We start from the raw sequence: 25,296 nt of genomic DNA, 5'->3' as shown, positions 1-25,296 counted from the left end.
TTTGGGTGTTATATGGTCAAGCCTCACGGGCAATTAGTATTGGTTAGCTCAACGCCTCACAGCGCTTACACACCCAACCTATCAACGTCGTAGTCTTCGACGGCCCTTCAGGGAGCTCAAGGCTCCAGTGAGATCTCATCTTGAGGCAAGTTTCCCGCTTAGATGCTTTCAGCGGTTATCTCTTCCGAACATAGCTACCCGGCAATGCCACTGGCGTGACAACCGGAACACCAGAGGTTCGTCCACTCCGGTCCTCTCGTACTAGGAGCAGCCCCTCTCAAATCTCAAACGTCCACGGCAGATAGGGACCGAACTGTCTCACGACGTTCTAAACCCAGCTCGCGTACCACTTTAAATGGCGAACAGCCATACCCTTGGGACCGGCTTCAGCCCCAGGATGTGATGAGCCGACATCGAGGTGCCAAACACCGCCGTCGATATGAACTCTTGGGCGGTATCAGCCTGTTATCCCCGGAGTACCTTTTATCCGTTGAGCGATGGCCCTTCCATACAGAACCACCGGATCACTAAGACCTACTTTCGTACCTGCTCGACGTGTCTGTCTCGCAGTCAAGCGCGCTTTTGCCTTTATACTCTGCGACCGATTTCCGACCGGTCTGAGCGCACCTTCGTACTCCTCCGTTACTCTTTAGGAGGAGACCGCCCCAGTCAAACTACCCACCATACACTGTCCTCGATCCGGATAACGGACCAGAGTTAGAACCTCAAGGTTGCCAGGGTGGTATTTCAAGGATGGCTCCACGCGAACTGGCGTCCACGCTTCAAAGCCTCCCACCTATCCTACACAAGCAAGCTCAAAGTCCAGTGCAAAGCTATAGTAAAGGTTCACGGGGTCTTTCCGTCTAGCCGCGGATACACTGCATCTTCACAGCGATTTCAATTTCACTGAGTCTCGGGTGGAGACAGCGCCGCCATCGTTACGCCATTCGTGCAGGTCGGAACTTACCCGACAAGGAATTTCGCTACCTTAGGACCGTTATAGTTACGGCCGCCGTTTACCGGGGCTTCGATCAAGAGCTTCGCTTGCGCTAACCCCATCAATTAACCTTCCGGCACCGGGCAGGCGTCACACCCTATACGTCCACTTTCGTGTTTGCAGAGTGCTGTGTTTTTAATAAACAGTCGCAGCGGCCTGGTATCTTCGACCGGCATGGGCTTACTGAGCAAGTCATTCACCCTCACCGGCGCACCTTCTCCCGAAGTTACGGTGCCATTTTGCCTAGTTCCTTCACCCGAGTTCTCTCAAGCGCCTTGGTATTCTCTACCCAACCACCTGTGTCGGTTTGGGGTACGGTTCCTAGTTACCTGAAGCTTAGAGGCTTTTCCTGGAAGCATGGCATCAACCACTTCGCTTTCTAAAAGAAAGCTCGTCATCAGCTCTCGGCATTAAGATCCCGGATTTACCTAAGATCTCTGCCTACCACCTTAAACAAGGACAACCAACGCCTTGCTGGCCTAGCCTTCTCCGTCCCCCCATCGCAGTAACTAGAAGTACGGGAATATTAACCCGTTTCCCATCGACTACGCTCTTCAGCCTCGCCTTAGGGACCGACTCACCCTGCGTCGATTAACGTTGCGCAGGAACCCTTGGTCTTTCGGCGTGCGAGTTTTTCACTCGCATTGTCGTTACTCATGTCAGCATTCGCACTTCTGATACCTCCAGCGAGCTTCTCAACTCACCTTCACAGGCTTACAGAACGCTCCTCTACCGCTCATCTTGCGATGAACCCGTAGCTTCGGTACCTGGTTTGAGCCCCGTTACATCTTCCGCGCAGGCCGACTCGACTAGTGAGCTATTACGCTTTCTTTAAAGGATGGCTGCTTCTAAGCCAACCTCCTAGCTGTCTAAGCCTTCCCACATCGTTTCCCACTTAACCAGGATTTTGGGACCTTAGCTGACGGTCTGGGTTGTTTCCCTTTTCACGACGGACGTTAGCACCCGCCGTGTGTCTCCCGTGCTGACACTTGCTGGTATTCGGAGTTTGCATCGGTTTGGTAAGTCGGGATGACCCCCTAGCCGAAACAGTGCTCTACCCCCAGCAGTGATACACGAGGCGCTACCTAAATAGCTTTCGAGGAGAACCAGCTATCTCCGAGCTTGATTAGCCTTTCACTCCGATCCACAGGTCATCCGCTAACTTTTCAACGGTAGTCGGTTCGGTCCTCCAGTCAGTGTTACCTAACCTTCAACCTGCCCATGGATAGATCGCCCGGTTTCGGGTCTATTCCCAGCGACTAGACGCCCTATTAAGACTCGCTTTCGCTACGCCTCCCCTATTCGGTTAAGCTCGCCACTGAAAATAAGTCGCTGACCCATTATACAAAAGGTACGCAGTCACCTAACAAAGTAGGCTCCCACTGCTTGTACGCATACGGTTTCAGGTTCTATTTCACTCCCCTCTCCGGGGTTCTTTTCGCCTTTCCCTCACGGTACTGGTTCACTATCGGTCAGTCAGTAGTATTTAGCCTTGGAGGATGGTCCCCCCATGTTCAGACAAAGTTTCTCGTGCTCCGTCCTACTCGATTTCACTTCTAAGATCCTTTCGCGTACAGGGCTATCACCCACTATGGCCGCACTTTCCAGAGCGTTCCGCTAAAATCAAAGAAGCTTAAGGGCTAGTCCCCGTTCGCTCGCCACTACTAAGGGAATCTCGGTTGATTTCTTTTCCTCAGGGTACTTAGATGTTTCAGTTCCCCTGGTTCGCCTCACACACCTATGTATTCAGTGTGTGATAACCATCTTATGATGGCTGGGTTCCCCCATTCAGAGATCTCCGGATCAAAGTCTGTTTGCCGACTCCCCGAAGCTTTTCGCAGGCTACCACGTCTTTCATCGCCTCTGACTGCCAAGGCATCCACCGTATGCGCTTCTTCACTTGACCATATAACCCCAAGCAATCTGGTTACTGTCTATAACGTGAAGACGACATTCGCCGAAAATTTGCATAGAGAACACGCAAATTTTACCTTGACGCGACATGCTGCCAGTGAAAGCAACACATCGGTCTACTTCTATCACATACCCAAATTTTTAAAGAACAGTTCTGGCGCAAAGTCCAGAAATCAATGCTCAACCCAGGCGATCAACAACCGTCCTGGTAAACACTCATTTCTGAGCTTTCGGCGACTAGAGTTAATGGTGGAGCCAAGCGGGATCGAACCGCTGACCTCCTGCGTGCAAAGCAGGCGCTCTCCCAGCTGAGCTATGGCCCCTTCGATTGGTGGGTCTGGGCAGATTCGAACTGCCGACCTCACCCTTATCAGGGGTGCGCTCTAACCAACTGAGCTACAGACCCAATCGTTACTCTCGGGTCTAAACCCAATCGCCTTTCGCAAGTGAATCAAGCAATTCGTGTGGGAGCTTATGACGAAGCCGGTGTCTTCGATTAAGGAGGTGATCCAGCCGCAGGTTCCCCTACGGCTACCTTGTTACGACTTCACCCCAGTCATGAATCACTCCGTGGTAACCGTCCCCCCGAAGGTTAGACTAGCTACTTCTGGAGCAACCCACTCCCATGGTGTGACGGGCGGTGTGTACAAGGCCCGGGAACGTATTCACCGTGACATTCTGATTCACGATTACTAGCGATTCCGACTTCACGCAGTCGAGTTGCAGACTGCGATCCGGACTACGATCGGTTTTATGGGATTAGCTCCACCTCGCGGCTTGGCAACCCTTTGTACCGACCATTGTAGCACGTGTGTAGCCCAGGCCGTAAGGGCCATGATGACTTGACGTCATCCCCACCTTCCTCCGGTTTGTCACCGGCAGTCTCCTTAGAGTGCCCACCTTAACGTGCTGGTAACTAAGGACAAGGGTTGCGCTCGTTACGGGACTTAACCCAACATCTCACGACACGAGCTGACGACAGCCATGCAGCACCTGTGTCAGAGTTCCCGAAGGCACCAATCCATCTCTGGAAAGTTCTCTGCATGTCAAGGCCTGGTAAGGTTCTTCGCGTTGCTTCGAATTAAACCACATGCTCCACCGCTTGTGCGGGCCCCCGTCAATTCATTTGAGTTTTAACCTTGCGGCCGTACTCCCCAGGCGGTCGACTTAATGCGTTAGCTGCGCCACTAAGATCTCAAGGATCCCAACGGCTAGTCGACATCGTTTACGGCGTGGACTACCAGGGTATCTAATCCTGTTTGCTCCCCACGCTTTCGCACCTCAGTGTCAGTATTAGCCCAGGTGGTCGCCTTCGCCACTGGTGTTCCTTCCTATATCTACGCATTTCACCGCTACACAGGAAATTCCACCACCCTCTGCCATACTCTAGCTCGCCAGTTTTGGATGCAGTTCCCAGGTTGAGCCCGGGGCTTTCACATCCAACTTAACGAACCACCTACGCGCGCTTTACGCCCAGTAATTCCGATTAACGCTTGCACCCTTCGTATTACCGCGGCTGCTGGCACGAAGTTAGCCGGTGCTTATTCTGTCGGTAACGTCAAAACAGCAAGGTATTAACTTACTGCCCTTCCTCCCAACTTAAAGTGCTTTACAATCCGAAGACCTTCTTCACACACGCGGCATGGCTGGATCAGGCTTTCGCCCATTGTCCAATATTCCCCACTGCTGCCTCCCGTAGGAGTCTGGACCGTGTCTCAGTTCCAGTGTGACTGATCATCCTCTCAGACCAGTTACGGATCGTCGCCTTGGTGAGCCTTTACCTCACCAACTAGCTAATCCGACCTAGGCTCATCTGATAGCGTGAGGTCCGAAGATCCCCCACTTTCTCCCGTAGGACGTATGCGGTATTAGCGTTCCTTTCGAAACGTTGTCCCCCACTACCAGGCAGATTCCTAGGCATTACTCACCCGTCCGCCGCTGAATCATGGAGCAAGCTCCAATCATCCGCTCGACTTGCATGTGTTAGGCCTGCCGCCAGCGTTCAATCTGAGCCATGATCAAACTCTTCAGTTCAATACTGCTTGGGTTTTGAGAAAACCCTAAACTTGGCTCAGCAATCGCAAATCTCTTTACTAGAAAGAGTAACTCTCGAATAAACGAGTGTTGCTTTGTGATGCTGATAATCTTGCGACTACCAGTCTTACATTCACAAGCACCCACACGAATTGCTTGATTCAGTTGTTAAAGAGCGTTTCGATCAAGCCTTTCGTCTCAACCGAGGCCGCGCATTCTACAGCAGCCTTTCTTACTGTCAAGCTGTTTTTCGAAAATTTCTTTTCTACTCAACCGCTTGCCGCCTCGATCAATCTGCATCTCTCGTCAGCGGGAGGCGAATCATACAGCGATCAGAACCGCTGTCAACCACCTCTTTCAACCGCTTTCGATCGATCCGACCGAAGCCACCAACCGGGCTCAACCACCACCCTGTCAGCGCGGCGCATTCTACTCGAATCCGCCACCGGTGCAACCCCTTTATTTAGCTAACCTTTTGATTTACAAGAGGTTTTGTTTGAGGACTGCGCCGGAAGTGGTGCGCATTATAGGGGTCTGAAAACAGCCGTCAACCGTTTATTTCGATTCTACGGGAAGTAGTGCAGACCGCATTGCTTCGCACCGAGTGAGCGGCTCGGCGCGGGCAACCAGTTCAGAACAAGGTGAACGTATAGCTCAGAATCAGACGGTTCTCGTCGATATCGCTGCGGTAGTTCGAGCGCGCCGCTACGTTGCGTAGGCGGATACCCACATTCTTGAGCAGACCGCTCTGCACGGTATAGCCAATGTCCAGATCGCGCTCCTGCGCCGTACCTTCGAAACCCATTCCCGTGCTTACGTTATCGCTGGTGATATAGCGCACCGTCGCAACCAGACCGGGCCAACCGAGCGCGGCGAAATCATAGTCGTAGCGAGCTTGCCAGGAACGCTCGTCCCGCTCGGCGAACTCGTAGGTGGGCACCTCGTTGCCCAACGGCGTGACGTTGGCGAAGACGCGGGGCAAAGCACTGTCGCCATACATGGCCTGATAGCCTATATAGAAGGTATGCCCGCCTCGCTTCGCCGACAGCAGCGAGTAGAAAGCCTGGTTGTCCACGTTGCCGGCCAGCTTGCTGCCGTCGGCCTGCGAATCGTAGTAGCCGAGGTTGGCGCCCAGGGTCCAGTCGCCGAGCGGCTCGCTATGCTTAAGGCCTATGTAGCGCTGGTTATAGATGTCCTCGAGCTGCGCATACCAGAGGCCGAAAGACGTGCGCTTGTCATTGAACGTGTAATCGCCACCGGCGTAGTTGAAGGCATCGCTGAATGCCGCCTGAGGCGTTCGGCCCAGCATGGCCCGCATCCGGTCGTCGCCAGCCTCGTTGCGCAGGCTGGTCGAGCGTAAACGGCCGGCCTGCAGCGTCAACCCATCAACTTCGCTGGAGACAATGCTGGCGCCCTGATAGGTGGGCGGGAGCAGCCGAATATCGCTGAAGGTCAGTACTGGCAGATTGGGCTGCAGCTCACCCACCCTCAGTTCGGTCTTCGACACCTTTGCCTTGAGTGCCAACCCCATGCGGCTGTACTCATCCGGCGCGCGGCCATCGCTCCCAACCGGGAGCAAGCCGGTACCAATGCGATCACGGCTGCTGTCGAGCTTGATTCCCAGCTGCCCGATAGCATCGACGCCGAAGCCGACAGTTCCAAGGGTGTATCCCGATCTGAAATTGAGAATGAACCCCTGCCCCCACTCCTCCGCCTTCGATTGCCGACTTGGGCCGACGATGTCGGAGAAGTCTCGGCTGAAATAGTAATTACGCGCCTGCAGTGTTGCCGTCGCGTCCTCGACGAAACCGCCGTCAGCGGCGAACGACTGAGTAATCATCGACGTCATGCCGGCGGCCAGGGTCAGTCGGGAAATGGATATTTTCTGCATCATCTAACTCGCTCTTGTTGTTGTTTTTCAGTTGCACGCAGCCGTTCCCCCGGCAGCAACCGGAGAAAGCGACTAACTCGTTATGGGTGAATCGTTACGATTGTCGGCCGGTCACCGCGCCGGCTGTTCCTTGCGACCGGCCGCCACTGCTGGTGCCGGCTTGCGCAGGCTGAGCAACAGGTGAGCGGCGATGCCAAAGATCAGCCCCCAGAACGCCGCCGATAGGCCGAGAAAGGACATTCCCGAGGCGGTGACCAGGAAAGTGATCAAGGCCGCCTCGCGATCGGCTGGCACTGCCATTGCCGCGCTCAATGCCCCGCCTATGGCCGCTAACAGCGCCAGCCCGGCCAGGGCGGCGATCAAGGCGGCCGGGAACGCGGTGAAGATCGAGACCAGCGTCGCCCCGAAGATGCCCAGCAGCAGATAGAAGACACCGCCGGAAACACCCGCGACGTAACGCTTGGACGGATCTTCATGGGATTCCCGGCCGGTACAGATCGCCGCCGTGATCGCCGCCAGGTTCAGCCCGTGACAGCCGAACGGTGCCAGCAGCAGCGAACCCAGTGCGCTACTGCTGATCAGCGGACTGGCCGGCGTCTCGTAGCCGTCGTTGCGTAGCACCGCCATGCCAGGCACGAACTGTCCGGTCAGCGCCACCATCACCAGCGGAAAGGCAATATTGAGGATGACCTGCCAGCTGAACTCCGGGGTGATCCATACCGGCGTCGCCAGCCCGATGACCAGTGCGTCACTGCGCAGCTCACCCGAGGCGATGGTGATCGTCATACCGACGACCAGCACGGCGAGCACGGCGTAACGGGGCAAGGCACGCTTGAACAGCAGATAGGTGCCGAACATCGCCAGCACCAGCCAGGGCTGTTCCTTGACCGAGACGAACAGCCCGGTACCGAAACGGAACAGGATGCCAGCCAGCATGCCCGCGGCGATGGCGGCCGGTAGACGATTGATGATCCGGTCGAACGCGCCGGACAGCCCTACCAGCAGCACCACCACACTGCTGACGATATAGGCGCCGACGGCCTCGTTCAGCGTGATGTCGGGCAACAGGGTTACCAGCAGCGCCGAACCGGGCGCCGACCAGGCGATGATGATGGGAACCCGGTAGCGCACGCTGAGCAGAATGCCGAGCACGCCGCTACCGATGGAGATGGTCCAGACCCACGACGAGAGCACCTCGTGCGGCATGCCCCCAGCCTTGGCGGCCTGGAAGATGATCACCAGCGGACCGGCGTAGGAAATCACGGTCGCGATGAAACCGGCGACCACGGCGGAGAGCGAGAAGTCTTTCATCAGAGCTTTCATGTCGCCTCGCAAGACAGGCCTGGCGATCCGTGGTCGATGCCCGGATCACTCTTGTTATGAATGAAGCGGCTGCATTACCGGTGCAGCACCGCGGTGCCCGGCTAATACCGGGCACCGCGGCAACCCTCAGGCTTGCTGGAGCGCGCGCGGGCGCTTGCTGCGCTGCTCGGCTTGCGGGGCAGGCGCCTTCTGCAGCTGGAAGTCGAAATCCACTTCGGCGAAACGACCCTGCACGCCCCGTGCACGTGCGGCTTCGGTATCGTCGATGAAGCGGATGTCGCCGACCAGACCATCGCGCGTGGCGTAGGCGAAGTCGTCCCAGAGGTATTTGTCGCCCGCCAGGTTGATCTGCGTGGTCAGGTGACGATGACCGGGCGCGGAGATGAAGAAATGAATGTGCGCCGGCCGCTGGCCGTGGCGACCGAGCATGTCCAGCACCTCCTGGGTCGGCCCGTCGGGCGAGCAGCCATAGCCGGACGGCACGATGCTGCGCGCGCGGTAATAGCCGTTCTCGTCGGTGACGATACGACGGCGCAGGTTGTACTCGGACTGGCTCTTGTCGAAGTAGGAATAATTGCCCTTGGTGTTGGCGTGCCACAGATCGACCACCGCACCGGCCAGCGGCTTGCCGCTCGGATCGAAGACACGGCCTTGCAGGAACATCACGGTCGCGACGTCGTCTTCGCTGCCATCATCCATGCGCGTGACACCCTGCGCGATCGGCGCGCCGGCGACATACAGCGGGCCCTCGATGGTGCGCGGGGTACCGCCGACCAGGCCTTCCTGTTCGTCCTTGGCGTCCTGCAGCAGGTCGAGATAATGCTCCAGCCCGAGTCCGGCGACCAGCAGGCCAGCTTCGTGACGACCGCCGAGGCGATTGAGGTAGTCCACCGCCTTCCAGAACTCGTCCTGGGTGATTTCCAGGTCTTCGATGATCTTCGCGGTGTCGACCAGGATGCGGTTGATCACCGTCTTCATGCGGCTGCTGCCTTCGTCATTGTTGAAGCCGCTGGCTTCCTTGAAGAACTGCTGCACGTCGCTGGTGTGGGAGATTTTCACAGTCATGGCTCAGGCCTCGTCTTGTAATTGTCGTTACGCGGGTTAACCAGCCGGGCGGGGCCGGCTTCGAAACGGGATCAGCGGTCGTCGTCATGAATCGAGGACGGGTGGCGGCACAGCGCGTTGACCTCGATCTCCATGTAGGGGAACAGCGGCAGCTGCATCAGGGTGTCGTGCAGTTCCTGCACGCTGGCGACGTCGAACACGCTGTAGTTGGCGTACTGGCCGGCAATGCGCCAGAGGTGGCGCCACTTGCCTTCACGCATCAGGCTCTGCGCCAGTTCCTTCTCGTCGGCCTTGAGCTTGGCAGCCTGGGCCGGATCCATGTCGACCGGCAGTTTCACGATCATCTTCACGTGGAAGAGCATCTCGGGTCCTCCTCTTACTTACGGGCGAAGAACGCCAGGCGCTCTTCATCCAGGGTCAGGCCAAGACCGGGTGTGCGCGGCACTTCCAGCCGGAAGTCGCGATAGACCGGCGCCTCGGTGACGATTTCTTCGGTGAGCAGCAGCGGGCCGAACAGCTCGGTGGCCCAGGTCAGCTTGTTGAGGGTGACGAAGGCATGCGCCGAGGCCAGGGTGCCGACGGAACCTTCGAGCATGGTGCCGCCGTACAGTGCGATACCCGCCGCCTCCGCGATCTGCGCAGTGCGCAGTACGGCTCGTGGACCGCCGTTCTTGGCGATCTTTAAGGCGAAGATGCTGGCCGCGCCGTCGGCTGCCAGGCTGAACGCATCCTCGACGCTCTCGATGGACTCATCGGCCATGATCGGTGCCGGGCTGCGCTGATTCAGGCGCACCTGCCCGCCGCGGTTGATCCGCGAGATCGGCTGTTCGATCAGGTCGATGCCGTTGTCGCCGAGGATGCGGCAGGCGCGCAGCGCCACCGATTCGTCCCAGGCCTGATTGACGTCGACGCGCACGCTGGCACGCTCGCCGAGGGCCTGCTTGATAGCGATGACGTGCTTGAGGTCGGCATTCACCTCGCCGGCGCCAATCTTCAGCTTGAAGATGCGATGGCGGCGGAAATCGAGCATGCGCTCGGCCTCTTCGATGTCTTTCGCGGTGTCGCCGCTGGCCAGGGTCCAGGCCACTTCCAGACTGTCTCGTACCCGGCCGCCGAGCAGCTCGCTGACTGGTAGACCAAGACGCTTGCCCTGGGCATCGAGCAATGCGCTCTCGATACCGGACTTGGCGAAGGTATTGCCCTTGGCCGCCTTGTCCAGGCGCAGCATGGCGGCGTTGATGTTCGCGGCCTCCTGGCCCACCAGCAGCGGGCCGAGGTGGCTGTCGATGTTCTGCTTGATGCTTTCTGGGCTCTCGTTGCCGTAGGCCAGGCCGCCGATGGTGGTGGCCTCGCCGATGCCTTCGATGCCGTCGCTGCACTGCACACGGACGATCACCAGCGTCTGCTGCTGCATGGTGTGCATCGCCAGCTTGTGCGGGCGGATGGTCGGCAGGTCGACGATGATCGTCTGGATGCGTTCGATCAGGATGGGGCTCATGGCGTTATCCGTGTTGAAGTTTTGTGATCAGGCCTTGGCCGCTGCTGCCATCACCACCGGCGCAGGAGTGCCGCTGCGCTTGCTGGAAATGGCGAAGGCGGTCATAGCCAGGGCGGCGATGACGCCCGGGACGGCGAAGGCGATGAAGTTCAGTTGCAGCGGCAGGTTGATGCCCAGCAACGCACCGCCGAGCAGCGGGCCGACGATGGCGCCGTTGCGGCCGATGCCCGAGGCCCAGCCGAGACCGGTGGAGCGGATCGACAGGCCGTAGAACTGCGCGGCGGTCGCGTACAGCAGAATCTGCGTGCCGATCACGGTGGCACCGGCGATGAAGATCAGTGTGTAGAGGACCGGCATCGGCGTCTTGAAGCCCAGCAGGCTGATGGAGGCCACCGACACGGCGAAGAACACCACCACCACTTTCGACAGGTTGAAGCGATCGCCCAGCCAGCCGCCGAGGATGGCGCCGGCCATACCGCCGAAGTTCAGCGCGAGCAGGAACGACAGGCTCGAACCCAGGCTGTAGCCGGCGTTGGCCATCAGCTTCGGCAACCAGGAGCCCAGCGCGTAGACCATCAGCAGACAGCAGAAGAAAGCCAGCCACAGGGAGAAGGTGCGCACGCCACGGCCTTCGCGGAACAGCTCCAGCACCGAGGCACTCTTGCCCTTCACGTCGGTCATCACCAGCTCGTCGGCCGCGCTCAGCTGGCGGCTCGGGTCGACCTTGTTCAGCAGCCCCCGGGCCTGCTCGCCCCGGCCCTGGCGAACCAGGAAGCCAACCGATTCCGGCAGGTACCAGAGAATCACCGGCAACAACAGCAGCGGTACGGCGGCGGCGAAGAACATCGCTTCCCAGCCGAAGCGAGGCAGCATGTAGATCCCGAGGCCGGCCGACAGCATGCCGCCCAGCGAATAGCCGCTGAACATGACGGCCACCAGCGTGCTGCGTAGCCGCTTGGGCGCGTACTCGTTCATCAGCGCCACCACGTTGGGCATCAGCCCGCCGCAGCCGAGGCCGGCGAGAAAGCGGAAGATGCCGAACTCGGTAGGGGTGCTGGCGAAGCCGTTGAGCACGGTGGCGCTGCTGAATAGCACGAAACAGATGGCGATGCCCTTCTTGCGGCCGATGCGGTCGGCCAGGGTGCCGAACGCCAGTGCGCCGAACATCATGCCGAACAGCGCATAGCTGCCCAGCGCGCCCGCTTCCAGCGGGGTCAGCCCCCACTCCTTCATGATCACCGGCAGCACCACGCCGTAGATGAACAGGTCGTAGCCGTCGAAGATCAGCAGCAGTGCGCAGAGGCACACCACCAGCCAGTGGAAGCGGTTGAAGCGCGCGTTATCGATGATGTCGTGAACGTCTACTTTTCGCATGGCAAGACTCTCTATTGTTTTTGTTAGTCGCGGATCGGCTGCAGCGGTGGGTCACCGCGCCGCCGATGTGCCTTGGCCTTGACCGGTCGAGCCGGCCCGGGTACTGCTCAACCGAGATCGCCACCACCCACCGGCAGGGTCACGCCGGTGATGTAGGAGGCCTCATCGGACGCGAGAAAAAGAATCGCGCCGGCCTGCTCGTCGATGGTTCCGTAGCGCTTCATCAATGAGGAATCCACGGTCTGATCGACGATCTGCTGGTACCAGGTCTTTTCCTGCTCGCTCTGCTCGGCGCTGTTGCGTGGAATGCGGCGCGGCGGCGCCTCGGTGCCGCCCGGTGCGGTGGCGTTGACGCGGATGCCACGCTGGGCGTTCTCGAAGGCCAGGCACGCGGTCAGCGCATTGACGCCGCCCTTGGCCGCGCCGTAGGGCACGCGATTGAGGCTGCGCGTGGCGATCGAGGAGACATTGACGATGGCCCCGCCGCCCTGCTCCAGCATGTGCGGCAAGGCCGCGTGGCAGCACCAAAGGGTGGGGAACAGCGAGCGACGCACCTCGGCCTCGATCTCATCTTCCTGGTAATGCTCGAAGGGCTTGGCCCAGATGGTTCCGCCAACGTTGTTGACGAGGATGTCGAGACGGCCGAAACGCTCTTTCGCGGCATCCATCATCCGATGGCAATCGGCGAACTGCTCGAGGTCGGCGGTCAGGGTCAAGACTTCGGCGCCCTGCCCCAGTTGATCGGCCAGTTCATGGACCAGTTCGGAACGGTCCACGGCCACCAGCCGGCCGCCTTCCTCGACGAATCGCTCGGCGACACGGCGACCGATGCCCTGGGCCGCGCCGGTGATCACCGCGACTTTGTTGTGAAATCGTGAGTTCATCTACCCAACCTCTGGAATGGCGAGGATTCGGTGGGCAATGCGGCGCAGTTGCCCACCCTACGGCTGGCTGATCAGGCGCTGGCGGCGAACTTCTCGTAGTAGAAATTGGCCGGCTGCAGCCCCTGTTCACGGATGAACTGGTTGACCGACTCGACCATCGGCGGCGGGCCGCACAGGTAGATGTCCACTTCACCTTCGTTCAGGTGCTTGGGCTCGATGTGCTGGGTCACGTAGCCTTTCTGCGGGTACTGACTGTCGCTGCTCGCTACGCAGGCGCTGTAGGTGAAGTTGGGGATGCGCGCGGCGAAATCGGCGAGCTTGTCCATCTCCACCAGATCGAAGTCGTTGGAGACGCCATAGATCAGGTGCAGCGGATGCGCGCTGCCCTGCTCGGCGATCTTCTCCAGCATCGCGGTGAACGGCGCCAGGCCCGTGCCGCCGGCCAGCAAGAGCAGCGGCCGCTTGATCTCGCGCAGGTAAAAGCTGCCCAGCGGGCCGGCCAGGGTGAGGCTGTCGCCGGCCTTGGCCATGCCGCTCAAGAAACTGCTCATCAGCCCGCCCGGCACGTTGCGGATCAGGAAGCTGACCTCACCGCCCTTCTGCAGTGAGCTGAACGAGTAGGCACGGGTCTGATCGGTGCCCGGCACCTGCAGGTTGACGTACTGCCCGGGCAGGAAGGCCAGCTGGCTCAGCGACTCGCCCTTGATCGACAGCGCAATGGTGCTCTGCGACAGCTGACGCACGTTGCTGATGGTCGCCTGATAGCTGGCCTGCGTGGTCTTGCAGACATCCGAGGAGGCCGGCACGCGAATCACGCAGTCGCTTTCGGCGCGCATCTGGCAGGTCAGCACGAAGCCTTGCGCAGCTTCGTCCTCGCTCAGCGCATCCTCGATGTACTCCTCGCCGAGGTCGTAGCTGCCAGCTTCGGCGAAGCACTTGCAGGCCCCGCAGGCACCGTCGCGGCAGTCCAGCGGGATGTTGATGCCCTGGCGGTAGGCCGCGTCGGCGACGGTTTCGCCGAGGTTGGCTTCGATGAAGCGGGTCACCCCGTCTTCGAAATTCAATGCGATCTGGTGAGTCATGGCCTTGCCCTCACAGGTGGTAAACGTCGATCAACTGGCGGATGTAGTCGTTCTTCAGCACGACCTTCTTGTGCTTGATCAGCGGGCTCTCGCCGCGGGTATCGAGCGTGTAGAAGCTAGTGCCGTAGAAGTGGTCGACGGTCTTGTAGCGGAAGCTCATCGTGTGCCAGTTGAAGCGCAGCTTGCAGAAGCCCTCGCCCTGCTCGATCAGCTCCAGGTTGCTGATGTTGTGCGAAGTGCGGGTATCCGGAATGGTGGCGCTGGAGCGCTCGGTGCGTATGCGGAACACCCGGTCTTCCAGGCCGCTGCGGTTGCCGTACCAGATCAGCGAGATTTCCTTTTGCGGGTCTTCGGTGAGCTTGTCCTCGTCGTCCCAGGCCGGCATCCAGAACGTCGCGTCGGCCGCATACAATTCCAGCCAGCTGTCCCAGTCCTTGTCGTCGAGGTAGCGTGCTTCGCGGTAGAGGAAGTCACGCGCGGTTTCATAGGCGATGCTCATTTACGCGCCCTCCACGTGGATCAGCTGGTCCTGCTCGGCCTTCACTGCCTTGATCATCTGCTGCTGCCAGTAGTGGTGCTGCAGCACGAACAGGCCTTCGTCCTCGGTACGCGCGCCGCTCATCAGCGGCTGCAGGTCGATGTCGCGGGCACCTTCGTCGGCGCCGTCGATCCAGTGCTTGGCGCCGCGGGACATGTCGTTCCACTCCATGGCGCGACCGGCAAAGCCTTGTTGGCAGGCGCGGAACTCTTCGAGGTCATCCGGGGTGGCCATGCCGCTGACATTGAAGAAGTCTTCGTACTGACGAATGCGGCGCGCGCGCGCTTCGGCACTCTCGCCCTTGGGCGCGATGCAGTAGATGGTGACTTCGGTCTTGTCCACCGACAGCGGCTTGGCGATGCGCAGCTGCGAGCCGAACTGATCCATCAGGTACAGGTTCGGATAGAGGCAGAGGTTGCGCGAGTTCTCGATCATCCAGTCGGTACGGGCCTGGCCGAACTCGGCGATCATCTCGTCGCGGCGGGCGTACAACGGACGGTCTTCCGGGTTGTCCCAGCGGGTCCAGAGCAGCAGATGGCCATTCTCGAAGGAGTAGAAGCCACCGCCCTTCTTGCCCCAGCCGCCGGCGCTCATGGCGCGGATGTCGTCGCTGGCTTCCTTGAGCTTGCGCTGCTGCTGGGTGGCGGCGTAGTTCCAGTGCACGGCGGTGACGTGGTAGCCATCGGCGCCATTCTCGGCCTGCAGTTTCCAGTTGCCTTCATAGACATAGGTGGACGAGCCGCGCAGAACTTCGATACCTTCCGGAGACTGGTCGACCACCATGTCGATGATCTTCTTCGACTCGCCGAGAAACTCCTCCAGCGACGCGACATCCTCGCGCAGGCTGCCGAAGAGGAAACCGCGATAGGACTCGAAGCGCGCGACCTTCTTCAGGTCATGCGAGCCGTCGCAGTTGAAGCTGTCGGGGTAGCCGGCTTCCTTGGGGTCCTTGACCTTGAGCAGCTTGCCCGAGTTGTTGAAGGTCCAGCCATGGAACGGACAGGTGTAGGTCGCCTTGTTGCCGCTCTTGAAGCGGCACAGCATGGCACCGCGATGGCTGCAGGCATTGATGAAGGCGTTGAGTTCACCATCCTTGTTGCGCGCGATGAAGATCGGCTGGCGCCCCATCTGGGTGGTGTAGTAGTCGTTCTTCTCGGGGATCTGGCTCTCGTGGGCGAGGTAAATCCAGTTGCCCTCGAAGATGTGCTTCATCTCCAGATCGAACAACCGAGGGTCGGTGAACATCTCGCGCTTGCAGCGAAAGATGCCCTTCTCTTTGTCTTCTTCGAGCAGCGAATCAAGGTAGTCGATTCCCAGGGACATGGCCGGGGCCTCCATTGTTATTGTTTCCACGTGATGAAGGCTAAGGCGCGGGAAGCGACATCAATATCCGTTTTCTGCAGGACCTCTATCCGTTTTCTGCAGAATGCAAGGCGACCGTTTGCCGCACGAACGCGCAGCCGACGACCGCCCGTTCGAGCACGGAACCTGTGCAGATAAGGATGGGTAGGAAAAGGAGCCGCTGCCGTCGGACGGGCAGCGACTCAAGGGGACTCAGTGATGGCGGCGCAGGGTGTCCGAGGGCAGCTCGCCGAAGGTGCTCTTGTAGCTTTCCGAGAAACGTCCCAGGTGCATGAAGCCGTAATCCATGGCGATCTCGGTGATGTTACGCACCCTGGCCGAAGGGTCGCTCAGCCGGCCATGGATCTGCTCCAGCTTGCGCTGACGGATGTAGGACTTCGGCGTGGTCCCGACCTTGCGCTCGAACAGCAGGTATAGCGAGCGCAGGCTCATGTTGGCCAGTTCGGCCAGCTGCTCGACGGAGATGTCCTTCTTCAGATGCTCGTCGATGTAGTCGGTCAGCCGACCGAACGAGGGACAGCTGTCACCGAACGGGTCGCGCTGGATATTGCTGGCCAGGCTGCAGAGCAATTTGCTGGCGATGATCCGGCTGTACTGCTCCTGAATTTGCGGGATGCTCTGCTCGGAGCCCGCCTCGCGGCAAACCAGCCCGAGCAGGCTGTCGAAGCCATCCAGCTCGCCAAGGGCATGGCGATTGGCGCTGAAGCGGATACCGGCGGACGGAGCGCGCCACTGGTTCTCGCGGCAAGCCTGTTCGAGGAAGGAGGCCGGCAACTTGACGATCAACTTCTCGCAATCGTCCGAGTAGGTCAGATCCACCGGATCGTCCGGGTTGATCAGCAGCAGCTCGCCGGGGGTGAAGTAGTGTTCCTGCCCCCGTCCGCGCCACAGGCAGTGCCCGCGCTGCAGCAGCTGCAGGTGATAGATGGTTTCCAGGGCTGGTGAGGTGACATGGACGCTGCCACCGTAGCTGATCTGGCAGAGATCGAGCTTGCCGAACTTGCAATGGCTGAGGCTGGCCTGGGGTGTGCCGGTGCGGGGCAGACGAATGCAGTGCGCGCCTACGTGCTGATTGACGTAGTCCGACACGGCATGAGGATCGGCATGCTCGAAGATCCTGCTTTTTTCATTCAGCAGTCTGTCCATCACAAGGCACTCTCATAGTTTTTATAGTGGAGCTGACCGGCACGAAGCTCGGGCCCGCCGCAGCAAATCGAGGCAGGGCGAGAATATCGACTAATCGAACTGTATGTGATTCGACCAAGGGCGGCACCTCCGTCGGCCGGTAACCGAACGGTTTTTGTATTTCGATTGATGACGGCGACAGCGGCGGCGTCGCGCAACATCTGGCGTACCCACTGTCTACTGCAGACGGTGCCTAAGCGGCCGCGACAGACTGACGTGACAACGGCACCGCACTACCGATAGCCAACCCAAGCGGACATGCCCATGTACCTGCCTGACATGAGCGAACGAGACCTGTTGCTGATCATTGACGTGCAGAACGACTTCTGCGGCGGCGGAGCCCTGGCAGTACCCGACGCGGACGCCGTAGTACCGGTCATCAACCAGCTGTGCGAACACTTTGGCCATATTGCGGTAACCCAGGACTGGCATCCGGCTAATCATCTCAGCTTCGCCAGCAGCCATCCGGGACGCCATCCTTTCGAGCAAATCAACGTGCCCTACGGCCTGCAGACGCTATGGCCGGAGCATTGCGTGCAAGGCACCGTCGGCGCAGAACTGCACCCACGCCTGATGGCGCAACGGGCCGAACTGGTGCTGCGCAAGGGTTATCGTGCGTCGATCGATTCCTACTCGGCGTTCTACGAGAATGACCGCGCCACGCCCACCGGGCTGGGAGGCTACCTGCGCGAACGCGGCTTCGAACGGTTGTTCCTGTGCGGCCTGGCACTGGATTTCTGCGTGCTCTATAGCGCGCTGGACGCCCGCCGTGAGGGTTTTGCGGTAACGGTGCTGACCGACGCGTGTCGCGGCCTGGACGTTCAGGGTTCGCTGAGCGAGGCGCTGGCTCGAATGGGCGCTGCGGGCGTAGAGATTCGCTGAAGGAATCTTGATCAGCGATGCAGCCGATCTGCCTGTGCGGCCAGTGCAAGCACTGACTCGGCGATCTCGACCGGATAGCCGACTCCGTTCGGCTCCAGCGCCGTGAGGGATGCCGGTAGCCGCTGCAGCTGTTCGTGTGCATAACGCCGGATCTGCTGGAGACTCGGAGCCACCGCGACACGACGCCCCCGGCGCAGGACCGGCTGGATCAGCGCCCGCCCTTCATGCGCATCATCCTCCAGGGTCAGGATATCGCGGCAACACCTGCCCGGCGGCGAGGTATTAGCTGCTTCCGCTCGGCAGGCCGCGACAAAAGAACTCGAAAACGGCCATTGCATCCATGTGCTGGTCGAAATACGCCTGCAACATGGTCAGTTGATAAAGGTCTGTGAACAACGCGCCAGGCGAGGCAAGTCGCAACGGATCAACGGTCATGAGGCCTCCGGGTATCTCTACTATGTTTAGCAGGCTGTACCGCAACCAGCCGCTCAGCCTCTCTTGCCCACCCCGGCATCTGCGAGGGATCGAACATGCTCACGAAGCTATTTTTCGCTGGAGACCTGATGTGCGGCCGCGGCATCGACCAGGTGTTACCGCAGCGCGGCGACCCAGCCATCCATGAGGCTTATGCGCAGCACGCCGGCGATTACGTGCGCCTCGCCGAGCAGAAAAACGGCAAGATCCCCACTACGGTCGATTACTCCTATCCCTGGGGCGTTGCCCTGGCGGCGCTTGCGGAGCGACGGCCACACGTCCGCCTGGTCAACCTGGAAACCTCACTGACCTGTCGCGGCGAGCCACGGCCGCATGGGCTGCATTATCGAATGAATCCGGCCAACATGGGCATCCTCAACGTGGCCGAAATCGATTGCTGCTCGCTGGCCAACAACCACGTCCTCGACTGGGGCGAAGCAGGGCTTCGCGACACGCTGGAGGTCCTGGACAAGCATGGCATCCATCGCAGCGGTGCAGGCTTGGATGCCGCTGAAGCCGAAGCACCGGCGATCCTGCCGTTGCCCAGTGGCAAACGCATGCTGGTGTTCGCCTATGCCACCACCGACAGCGGTGTGGATGCGGAATGCTCTGCCGGCCCCGGCAAGCCGGGTGTTGCCTGGCTGCCCGACCTATCGTCCACGTCCCTGCGTCACGTTGTGCAGCGCATCCGTGCCAGCAAGCGCCCCGGCGACCTGGTGGTCGTGTCGCTGCATTGGGGCGGCAACTGGGACTTCTCGCTATACGAAGCGCAGACTCGCTTCGCCCGTGATCTGATCGACGAAGCAGGCGTTGATCTAATCCACGGACACTCCTCGCACCACGTCAAAGCGCTCGAGGTCTACCGGGGGCGGCTGATCGCCTATGGCTGCGGCGACCTGTTGAATGACTATGAAGGCATCGACGGTTACGAAAGCTACCGAAGCGATCTGGGGCTGCTGTATTTCGCCAGCCTGAAACCAGACGGCAGCCTCGCCGCATTGGAGCTCTGCCCGATCAAACGCTCCAGGCTCCGCCTGAACCGCCCTTCGAGCGACGAGCGCGACTGGCTGTTGAACGTCGTCAACCGTGACTCGGAGCACTTCGGCAGCTATCTGGAACCGGCCGCAAACGACGCCTTCAAACTGACCTGGCCAGCCATGCAGCATTGATGCGGTTCGGCAGGCGCGCCATTGGTACGGTGTATTTTCCTGTAGACTACGCGGCCCAGCGCGCCGCCCGATGGCCGCTTGATTTCAGGCGGCCCGCCGCGGCGTGCCGGACCACCGCGACTGAACTAACCTGATGCTTCCAGATTCCCAAACCACTGCTCACGCCGCTCTTTCCCGCCGCTTCTCGGTCGCGCCGATGATGGACTGGACGGATCGCCATTGCCGTTACTTCCTGCGCCAGCTTTCCAGGCACGCCCTGCTCTACACCGAGATGGTGACCACCGGTGCGCTGCTGCACGGCGATGCGGCACGGTTTCTGCGCTACGACGTGAGCGAGCATCCGCTGGCGCTGCAGCTGGGCGGCAGCGTGCCGGGCGATCTGGCAGCTTGCGCAAAGCTCGCCGAAGCCGCGGGTTATGACGAGGTGAATCTAAACGTTGGCTGCCCCAGCGATCGGGTGCAGAACAACATGATCGGCGCCTGCCTCATGGGCCATCCGCAACTGGTCGCCGATTGCGTGAGGGCCATGCGCGATGCGGTGGGCATCGAGGTCACCGTCAAGCACCGTATCGGCATCAACGGCCGCGACAGCTATGCCGAGCTGTGCGACTTCGTCGGCCAGGTGCGCGACGCCGGCTGCCGCAGCCTCACCGTGCACGCGCGCATCGCCATCCTCGAAGGGCTGTCACCGAAGCAGAATCGCGAGGTCCCACCGCTACGCTACGACATCGCCGCGCAACTCAAGCGGGATTTCCCGGACCTCGAGATCATCCTCAACGGCGGCATCAAGACGCTGGAAGAATGCCGTGCGCATCTGCAGACGTTCGATGGTGTCATGCTCGGTCGCGAGGCCTACCACAACCCCTACCTGCTGGCGCAGGTCGACAGCAGCCTGTTCGGCAGCGACGCGCCAGTCATCAGCCGTGCGCAGGCGTTACGCAACATGCGCCCATACATCGAACGGCATCTTGCCGAGGGCGGCGCCATGCATCACGTCACCCGCCATGTGCTCGGGCTAGGCCAGGGCTTTCCCGGCGCACGGCGCTTCCGTCAGCTGCTTTCGGTGGACATCCACAAGACCGGCGAGCCGCTGGCGCTGCTCGACCAGGCGGTGGCGTTGCTCGAAGGCCACTAACGACTTCGCGGCCAAGGAACGCAGGCAGAGCAATCGGATCAAAGGCTGGCGCACCCGCGCCCATCCGCTCGTTGAGCGGGTGAACGGGCTCGGGTAAGGTCGTGCCATTCACAGGACGGAGCCCCCTCTTACATGACTTCCAAGCTGGAACAACTCAAGCAGTTCACCACCGTCGTTGCCGATACCGGTGATATCGACGCCATTGCCCGCCTGAAGCCGGTGGACGCCACCACCAACCCATCACTGCTGCTCAAGGCGGCTGCGATGCCGCGCTATGCCGAGCACCTGGGCAACGCCATGAAGCAGTGTCAGGGCGATATCGGCCTGGCCTGTGACCTGTTCGCCGTGGCGGTGGGAAAGCAGATCCTCGAATTGATCCCCGGACGCATCTCCACCGAGGTGGATGCACGCCTTTCGTTCGACACCCAGGCGATGGTCCAGCGCGGCGAGCGGCTGATCGGGCTCTACGAGCAGGCCGGCATCAGCCGCGAGCGCGTGCTGATCAAGATCGCCTCCACCTGGGAAGGCATCCGCGCCGCCGAGCAGCTGGAAAAGGCCGGCATCCAGACCAACCTCACCCTGCTGTTCTCCTTCACCCAGGCGGTGGCCTGCGCCGAGGCGGGCGTGTTCCTGATCTCCCCGTTCGTTGGCCGTATCTACGACTGGTACAAGAAGCACGAGGGCCGCGACTACCAGGGCGCGGAAGATCCGGGCGTGCAATCGGTCAGCCGCATCTACGACTACTACAAGGCGCACGGCTACGAGACGGTGGTGATGGGCGCGAGCTTCCGCAACGTCGGTCAGATCGAGGCGCTGGCCGGCTGCGACCGCCTGACCATCAGCCCGGAACTGCTCGGCCAGCTCGCCGAAGCCAGCGGCACGCTGGAGCGCAAGCTGGAGCCGGGCCGCGCCTCCGAGCCGCGCATCAACCTGGATGAGAACAGCTTCCGCTGGGGGCTGAACGAAGACGCGATGGCGACCGAAAAACTCGCCGAAGGCATCCGTCAGTTCGCCAGGGATCAGGAAAAACTCGAGGCGCTACTGGCAGAACTGGCCTGAGTTCCGATCAGGAGCGCTCCAGCGCGGTGACGAGGTCATGGAAGGCCTCGCGGTTGGATTCGTTAAGGCTCATCAGGATGCGGTGAGCCTCCAGCACCTTGGCCTTCACCACCTCCTCCGACTGATCCTGTGAAGGCAGATCGGCCAGACACTCCGGACAAGGCAGCGGAGTATCGACGATGTTGAACACCTGATCGAAGCCCATCGACTGCAACAGTCGAGTGATATCCGGGTGGGTCGTGACCAGCGTCGGCAACATGCCGACCTTTTGCCGCGACAGAATCGACAGCTTGGCCAGCAGGCCGAGGGTAGTGCTGTCGATGCTACGGCTCTCGGTCAGATCAATGACGATGGATGAGAAATTGAGCGACGAGAAGATCTTCTCGATCGTTGCATCCAGCGCCGAACAGAGCGTCAGACGGATCTCACCAATGAACTTCAGAACAAAGGTGCCATCCATCTCGGCGAACTGGATTCTTCCAGTACTCATGCAAGGTTCCTGCTCAACACCAGCAAGGCGATATCGTCGGGCATGTCAGCCAGTTCGGCTAACCCGAAGACTCGGCGTAATCCATCCAGCGTGCCACCGGCCTCGGTAATCAGACCGGGCAACGAGGACTCTTTGTCTTTGAGTGTTTCCCCGGGCAAAAGGTCCAGAATGCCATCGGAGAGCAAGGTCAGGCTGAAGGTCTGCGGCAGCTCCAGTTCGAAATCCTGATAGGTGGCTTCGGCGAACAACCCTACCGGAAGCCCACGCCCCTCCAGATAGCGGGAGCTCTGGCCATCGAACAGCACCGGCATCGGCAAATGCCCGCCGATGCTGTAGTGCAGTACATCGCGTTCCTGATCGATCACGCCACCGAGCATGGTGACGTGCTTGCCCAGCTTGCAGTTGATCAGCCCGCGGTTGATGTGATCGAGCACTTCCGAAGGCTTGAACTCACGCAGTGTCCCGCCACGGCGCGATTCGTACAGCAGGCGTGTAGTCATGAACTTGAGCAGCACGGTGACGAACGCCGAGGACGCCCCATGACCGGACACATCCGCCAGGTAGAAGCCGATGCGTCGCTCATCCACGCGGAAGTAATCGACGAAGTCGCCGGACAGATAAAGCGAGGGAATGATCTGGTGGGCGAAATCGAAATCGTCAGCGCTCCAAGGGGTCACCGGCAGCATGTTCATCTGCACCTGGCGTCCGGCATCCTGATCTTCCTGCAACAGATGCAGGCTGGCCTGTAGGTCGCGGTTGGCGGTCTCCAGCTGCTCGCGATAACGGCGGTTTTCAAGCCGCAGGCGAGAACGATCCAGCGCGCGGCGAACCGAGTGTTCGAGCATCGCCAGATCTTCGAGAGGCTTGATCAGGTAGTCGGCAGCGCCCAGGCGCAACGCTTCCACCGCATCGCTCATCACCCCGGCGCCCGATACCACGATCACTGGCAGGTCGAGCTGACGCTCGCTGATCTGACGGATCAACTCCAGGCCATCCATCTGCGGCATGCGCAGATCGCAGATGACCAGATCGGGCTGCTCCGACTCGAAAAGCTCCATGCCTTGCGGGCCATTGCCAGCCTGCAGGACACGAAAACCGCTGTCATCCAGATAGGCGGCCAGACTGGCCCGAACCACATCGTCGTCATCAATGATCAGCAGCGTCGCGCTTGGTTTATGCATGTTCCTACCAGGCGGTGTCGCCAGGATGATTGGCGAAAGCATTGGCCCCGCGCGAACGCTGGGCATGGGTTCGTTTCAAGGCGCAGACGGTACTCCCATACGATCGGGGTTTCAAGCCGACCGGCTGGCGGCTTTACAGGTCGAATTGAGGGGCGCTATAAGAACCAAGCGAGCCATATATAAAAGGTTGAAACCATGAGCCAGAAAGACCGTGACTACAGCGAAAAACGCGATTTCATCAGGATGCGGGTGGAAACCACCGTCACGCTGGAACATGGCGATACAAAACTCGCCGGCACCTGTATCGACCTCTCGAGTACCGGCATGCAAGTCCTGGCCGGAACGCAGCTGCAGATGGGCGACAAGGTGCGCGTGCTGATCCCATCCGAACACAGCGAGCTGAAGGGCCTCGACGCACAGACAGAGGTGGTGCGCGTGATTCAGCTCGATGATGGCCGCCAGAGCCTGGGGCTGGCCATCCTTTCGATGAGCTGACGCCGCCCTGCCCCGTTGCTGGCCGCGCTGGCGCGGCCAGCGGTTGAACTCAGAAGTCGTCTTCGACCTCGCCATCCTTGACCCGGAATTCACGGTTCTGCAGATAGGCGTTGCGCACGAAGATATAACGATCGCCACGAATCATCTTCTCGGCGGAAAGCAGGCCGGCGCGGGTGTCGATCAGATCGACGCCCCGTGTGATGTTCCGGGTCGGCACGTGATCCATGTGCGGATAGGGCTCGAGAAACGCATCCGGCACGCGACCTGCTGCATCACGCACGGTGCTCGGCCCCAGCAAGGGCAGCACCACGTAGGGGCCGCTGCCCAATCCCCAGGCGCCCAGGGTCTGACCGAAATCCTCGTCGTTCTTGTGCAGCCCCATGGGGGTTGCGACGTCGAAGAAGCCGAGCACGCCAAAGGTGGTGTTGAACAGGATCCGGCTGGTGTCGATGCCGGCGTCGCGGACCTTGCCCTGCAGCAGATCGTTGGCCAGCACGACCACGTCGCCGAGGTTGCTGAAGACATTGCCAATGCCGTCTTCGAGGAACTGCGGCGTAACCTTCTGATAGCCCTTGGCCAAGGGCTTGAGCGTGTAGGTGTCAACGGTATCGTTGAAGCGGAACACCGCGCGGTTGACGCCTTCCCACGGATCCTCTTCGGCAGCCAGCGCATGGCTCGCGCCAAGCATGGCGACGGTGACGAAACTGGCCTTGAGCACGGCGATCCAGGCCGTTGCGATCTTGGGCATTGCTGTTTTCTCCCTAGTTTTGGTGCACGCGGCGCACCGACGCAGACCGCGCAGTATAGAGCGAACATTCGATTTGCGGCAGTCAGCCGGACAGGCCGCCTGTCCGCCGTCAATCCAGCCGGGGCTCGCCCCGCAAAGGCACAGACAAGGCCAGGCGGCTGGTTTAACCTTCGGGTATCGAGAGCAACGCTCGTTGCCCGTAAATCCATGAGAGGGAAGCAAGATGCCGGAACATGATCTGCAGTCGCAGCTCGAAGAACTGCGTAATCAACTGGCCCAGGACACGCCGCTGACCGACGAGGAGCGCGCCTCGCTGCAGGCGATCGCCCAAGACATCGAAGCGCGTCTGGCGACCAAAGACAGCACCGAATACAACGACTCGCTGGTCGATGGCGTCAACCTGGCCGTCGAGCGCTTCGAAGTCAGCCATCCGAGCATGGCCATGACCCTGCGCAACATCATGCAGACACTGGCCAACATGGGCATCTGAAGCAAGTCACGGGTCGCGGCATGCAC

Annotated in this window: 22 protein-coding genes, 2 tRNA genes and 2 rRNA genes; 6 read left to right on the top strand and 20 right to left on the bottom strand. The window is 60.4% G+C overall.

The features are described from left to right. Positions 1-12 precede the first annotated feature (12 nt). The 15 genes from OUY36_RS08765 to OUY36_RS08695 form a co-directional block, all read right to left on the bottom strand. Positions 13-2,903 (bottom strand): 23S ribosomal RNA (locus OUY36_RS08765). A gap of 255 nt (positions 2,904-3,158) precedes the next feature. Then, a tRNA-Ala gene (locus OUY36_RS08760) sits at positions 3,159-3,234 on the bottom strand. Between the two features lie 6 nt (positions 3,235-3,240). Next, positions 3,241-3,317, bottom strand: a tRNA-Ile gene (locus OUY36_RS08755). 91 nt (positions 3,318-3,408) lie between these two features. Next, a 16S ribosomal RNA gene (locus OUY36_RS08750) occupies positions 3,409-4,945 on the bottom strand. Together the 16S and 23S rRNA genes with 2 tRNA genes alongside form the textbook arrangement of a ribosomal RNA operon. A 631-nt stretch (positions 4,946-5,576) precedes the next feature. Beyond that, positions 5,577-6,839, bottom strand: a complete 1,263-nt coding sequence (locus OUY36_RS08745) for an OprD family porin (protein WP_081253792.1) — start codon at positions 6,837-6,839, stop codon at positions 5,577-5,579. A 108-nt stretch (positions 6,840-6,947) separates the two neighbouring features. Further along, positions 6,948-8,159 carry a benzoate/H(+) symporter BenE family transporter gene (locus OUY36_RS08740; protein ID WP_063544001.1) on the bottom strand — a complete coding sequence of 404 codons (1,212 nt, stop codon included), beginning with the start codon at positions 8,157-8,159 and terminating at the stop codon, positions 6,948-6,950. Between the two features lie 126 nt (positions 8,160-8,285). Next, positions 8,286-9,224 carry a catechol 1,2-dioxygenase gene (gene catA / locus OUY36_RS08735; RefSeq protein ID WP_063544000.1) on the bottom strand — a complete coding sequence of 313 codons (939 nt, stop codon included), beginning with the start codon at positions 9,222-9,224 and terminating at the stop codon, positions 8,286-8,288. Positions 9,225-9,295: 71 nt separating this feature from the next. Then, complete coding sequence (gene catC, locus OUY36_RS08730; RefSeq protein ID WP_011912834.1) at positions 9,296-9,586, bottom strand: muconolactone Delta-isomerase; 291 nt, start codon at positions 9,584-9,586, stop codon at positions 9,296-9,298. A 14-nt stretch (positions 9,587-9,600) separates the two neighbouring features. After that, positions 9,601-10,722: a muconate cycloisomerase family protein gene (locus tag OUY36_RS08725; protein ID WP_253752636.1), complete on the bottom strand. Its 1,122-nt coding sequence runs from the start codon at positions 10,720-10,722 to the stop codon at positions 9,601-9,603. A gap of 27 nt (positions 10,723-10,749) precedes the next feature. Continuing rightward, positions 10,750-12,096 carry an MFS transporter gene (locus tag OUY36_RS08720; protein WP_267937606.1) on the bottom strand — a complete coding sequence of 449 codons (1,347 nt, stop codon included), beginning with the start codon at positions 12,094-12,096 and terminating at the stop codon, positions 10,750-10,752. A gap of 107 nt (positions 12,097-12,203) precedes the next feature. Further along, positions 12,204-12,980: a 1,6-dihydroxycyclohexa-2,4-diene-1-carboxylate dehydrogenase gene (locus tag OUY36_RS08715; RefSeq protein WP_267937604.1), complete on the bottom strand. Its 777-nt coding sequence runs from the start codon at positions 12,978-12,980 to the stop codon at positions 12,204-12,206. A gap of 71 nt (positions 12,981-13,051) precedes the next feature. Further along, positions 13,052-14,062 (bottom strand): benzoate 1,2-dioxygenase electron transfer component BenC, encoded by a 1,011-nt coding sequence (gene benC, locus OUY36_RS08710; RefSeq protein ID WP_267937602.1) that lies wholly within the window; start codon positions 14,060-14,062, stop codon positions 13,052-13,054. A 10-nt stretch (positions 14,063-14,072) separates the two neighbouring features. Further along, positions 14,073-14,561 (bottom strand): benzoate 1,2-dioxygenase small subunit, encoded by a 489-nt coding sequence (benB, locus tag OUY36_RS08705; RefSeq protein WP_063543988.1) that lies wholly within the window; start codon positions 14,559-14,561, stop codon positions 14,073-14,075. Next, positions 14,562-15,923 (bottom strand): benzoate 1,2-dioxygenase large subunit, encoded by a 1,362-nt coding sequence (gene benA, locus OUY36_RS08700; RefSeq protein ID WP_267937600.1) that lies wholly within the window; start codon positions 15,921-15,923, stop codon positions 14,562-14,564. It abuts the gene before it with no gap. 231 nt (positions 15,924-16,154) lie between these two features. Beyond that, on the bottom strand, positions 16,155-17,108 hold the full coding sequence (locus tag OUY36_RS08695) for an AraC family transcriptional regulator (RefSeq protein WP_063543986.1): 954 nt from the start codon (positions 17,106-17,108) through the stop codon (positions 16,155-16,157). Positions 17,109-17,411: 303 nt separating this feature from the next. Here OUY36_RS08695 and pncA point away from each other — a divergent pair, with 303 nt between their 5' ends. Then, on the top strand, positions 17,412-18,029 hold the full coding sequence (gene pncA / locus OUY36_RS08690; protein ID WP_196762553.1) for a bifunctional nicotinamidase/pyrazinamidase: 618 nt from the start codon (positions 17,412-17,414) through the stop codon (positions 18,027-18,029). Between the two features lie 11 nt (positions 18,030-18,040). Here pncA and OUY36_RS22055 read toward each other — a convergent pair whose 3' ends face one another. Next, a complete protein-coding gene (locus tag OUY36_RS22055) occupies positions 18,041-18,367 on the bottom strand; it encodes a hypothetical protein (protein WP_161612081.1) in 327 nt (108 codons plus the stop codon). Next, positions 18,312-18,464, bottom strand: a complete 153-nt coding sequence (locus OUY36_RS08685) for a hypothetical protein (RefSeq protein WP_161612080.1) — start codon at positions 18,462-18,464, stop codon at positions 18,312-18,314. The genes OUY36_RS22055 and OUY36_RS08685 overlap by 56 nt, the downstream gene beginning before the upstream one ends. Before the next feature lie 95 nt (positions 18,465-18,559). Between OUY36_RS08685 and OUY36_RS08680 the strand changes: the two genes are divergently transcribed. The 3 genes from OUY36_RS08680 to tal all read left to right on the top strand — a co-directional run bounded on the left by OUY36_RS08680 (position 18,560) and on the right by tal (position 21,866). Continuing rightward, the gene (locus OUY36_RS08680; protein ID WP_063543982.1) at positions 18,560-19,672 is read left to right on the top strand and encodes a CapA family protein; all 1,113 of its coding nucleotides are present in this window, start codon (positions 18,560-18,562) and stop codon (positions 19,670-19,672) included. Positions 19,673-19,805: 133 nt separating this feature from the next. Then, the gene (dusA, locus tag OUY36_RS08675; RefSeq protein WP_267937599.1) at positions 19,806-20,807 is read left to right on the top strand and encodes a tRNA dihydrouridine(20/20a) synthase DusA; all 1,002 of its coding nucleotides are present in this window, start codon (positions 19,806-19,808) and stop codon (positions 20,805-20,807) included. A gap of 132 nt (positions 20,808-20,939) precedes the next feature. Next, on the top strand, positions 20,940-21,866 hold the full coding sequence (gene tal, locus OUY36_RS08670; RefSeq protein ID WP_102840927.1) for a transaldolase: 927 nt from the start codon (positions 20,940-20,942) through the stop codon (positions 21,864-21,866). 7 nt (positions 21,867-21,873) lie between these two features. Here tal and rssC read toward each other — a convergent pair whose 3' ends face one another. Continuing rightward, a complete protein-coding gene (gene rssC, locus OUY36_RS08665; protein WP_015277472.1) occupies positions 21,874-22,356 on the bottom strand; it encodes an anti-sigma factor antagonist RssC in 483 nt (160 codons plus the stop codon). Beyond that, positions 22,353-23,537: a two-component system response regulator RssB gene (gene rssB, locus OUY36_RS08660; protein WP_110777531.1), complete on the bottom strand. Its 1,185-nt coding sequence runs from the start codon at positions 23,535-23,537 to the stop codon at positions 22,353-22,355. The genes rssC and rssB overlap by 4 nt, the downstream gene beginning before the upstream one ends. A gap of 195 nt (positions 23,538-23,732) precedes the next feature. Here rssB and OUY36_RS08655 point away from each other — a divergent pair, with 195 nt between their 5' ends. Continuing rightward, positions 23,733-24,032, top strand: coding sequence for a PilZ domain-containing protein (locus OUY36_RS08655; RefSeq protein ID WP_110777533.1), 300 nt, complete (start codon positions 23,733-23,735; stop codon positions 24,030-24,032). 49 nt (positions 24,033-24,081) lie between these two features. Here OUY36_RS08655 and OUY36_RS08650 read toward each other — a convergent pair whose 3' ends face one another. Continuing rightward, positions 24,082-24,780 carry an MlaA family lipoprotein gene (locus OUY36_RS08650; RefSeq protein ID WP_102840924.1) on the bottom strand — a complete coding sequence of 233 codons (699 nt, stop codon included), beginning with the start codon at positions 24,778-24,780 and terminating at the stop codon, positions 24,082-24,084. A gap of 223 nt (positions 24,781-25,003) precedes the next feature. On the opposite strand from OUY36_RS08650, the gene OUY36_RS08645 reads away from it, so the two are divergent. Further along, a complete protein-coding gene (locus OUY36_RS08645; RefSeq protein ID WP_063543972.1) occupies positions 25,004-25,270 on the top strand; it encodes a DUF4404 family protein in 267 nt (88 codons plus the stop codon). The last annotated feature ends 26 nt before the right edge of the window (positions 25,271-25,296 follow it).

This window comes from Stutzerimonas sp. R40042 (assembly GCF_026642215.1).
Taxonomy (GTDB): Bacteria; Pseudomonadota; Gammaproteobacteria; order Pseudomonadales; family Pseudomonadaceae; genus Stutzerimonas; species Stutzerimonas frequens.
This window is presented reverse-complemented; position numbering and strand designations above follow the sequence as displayed.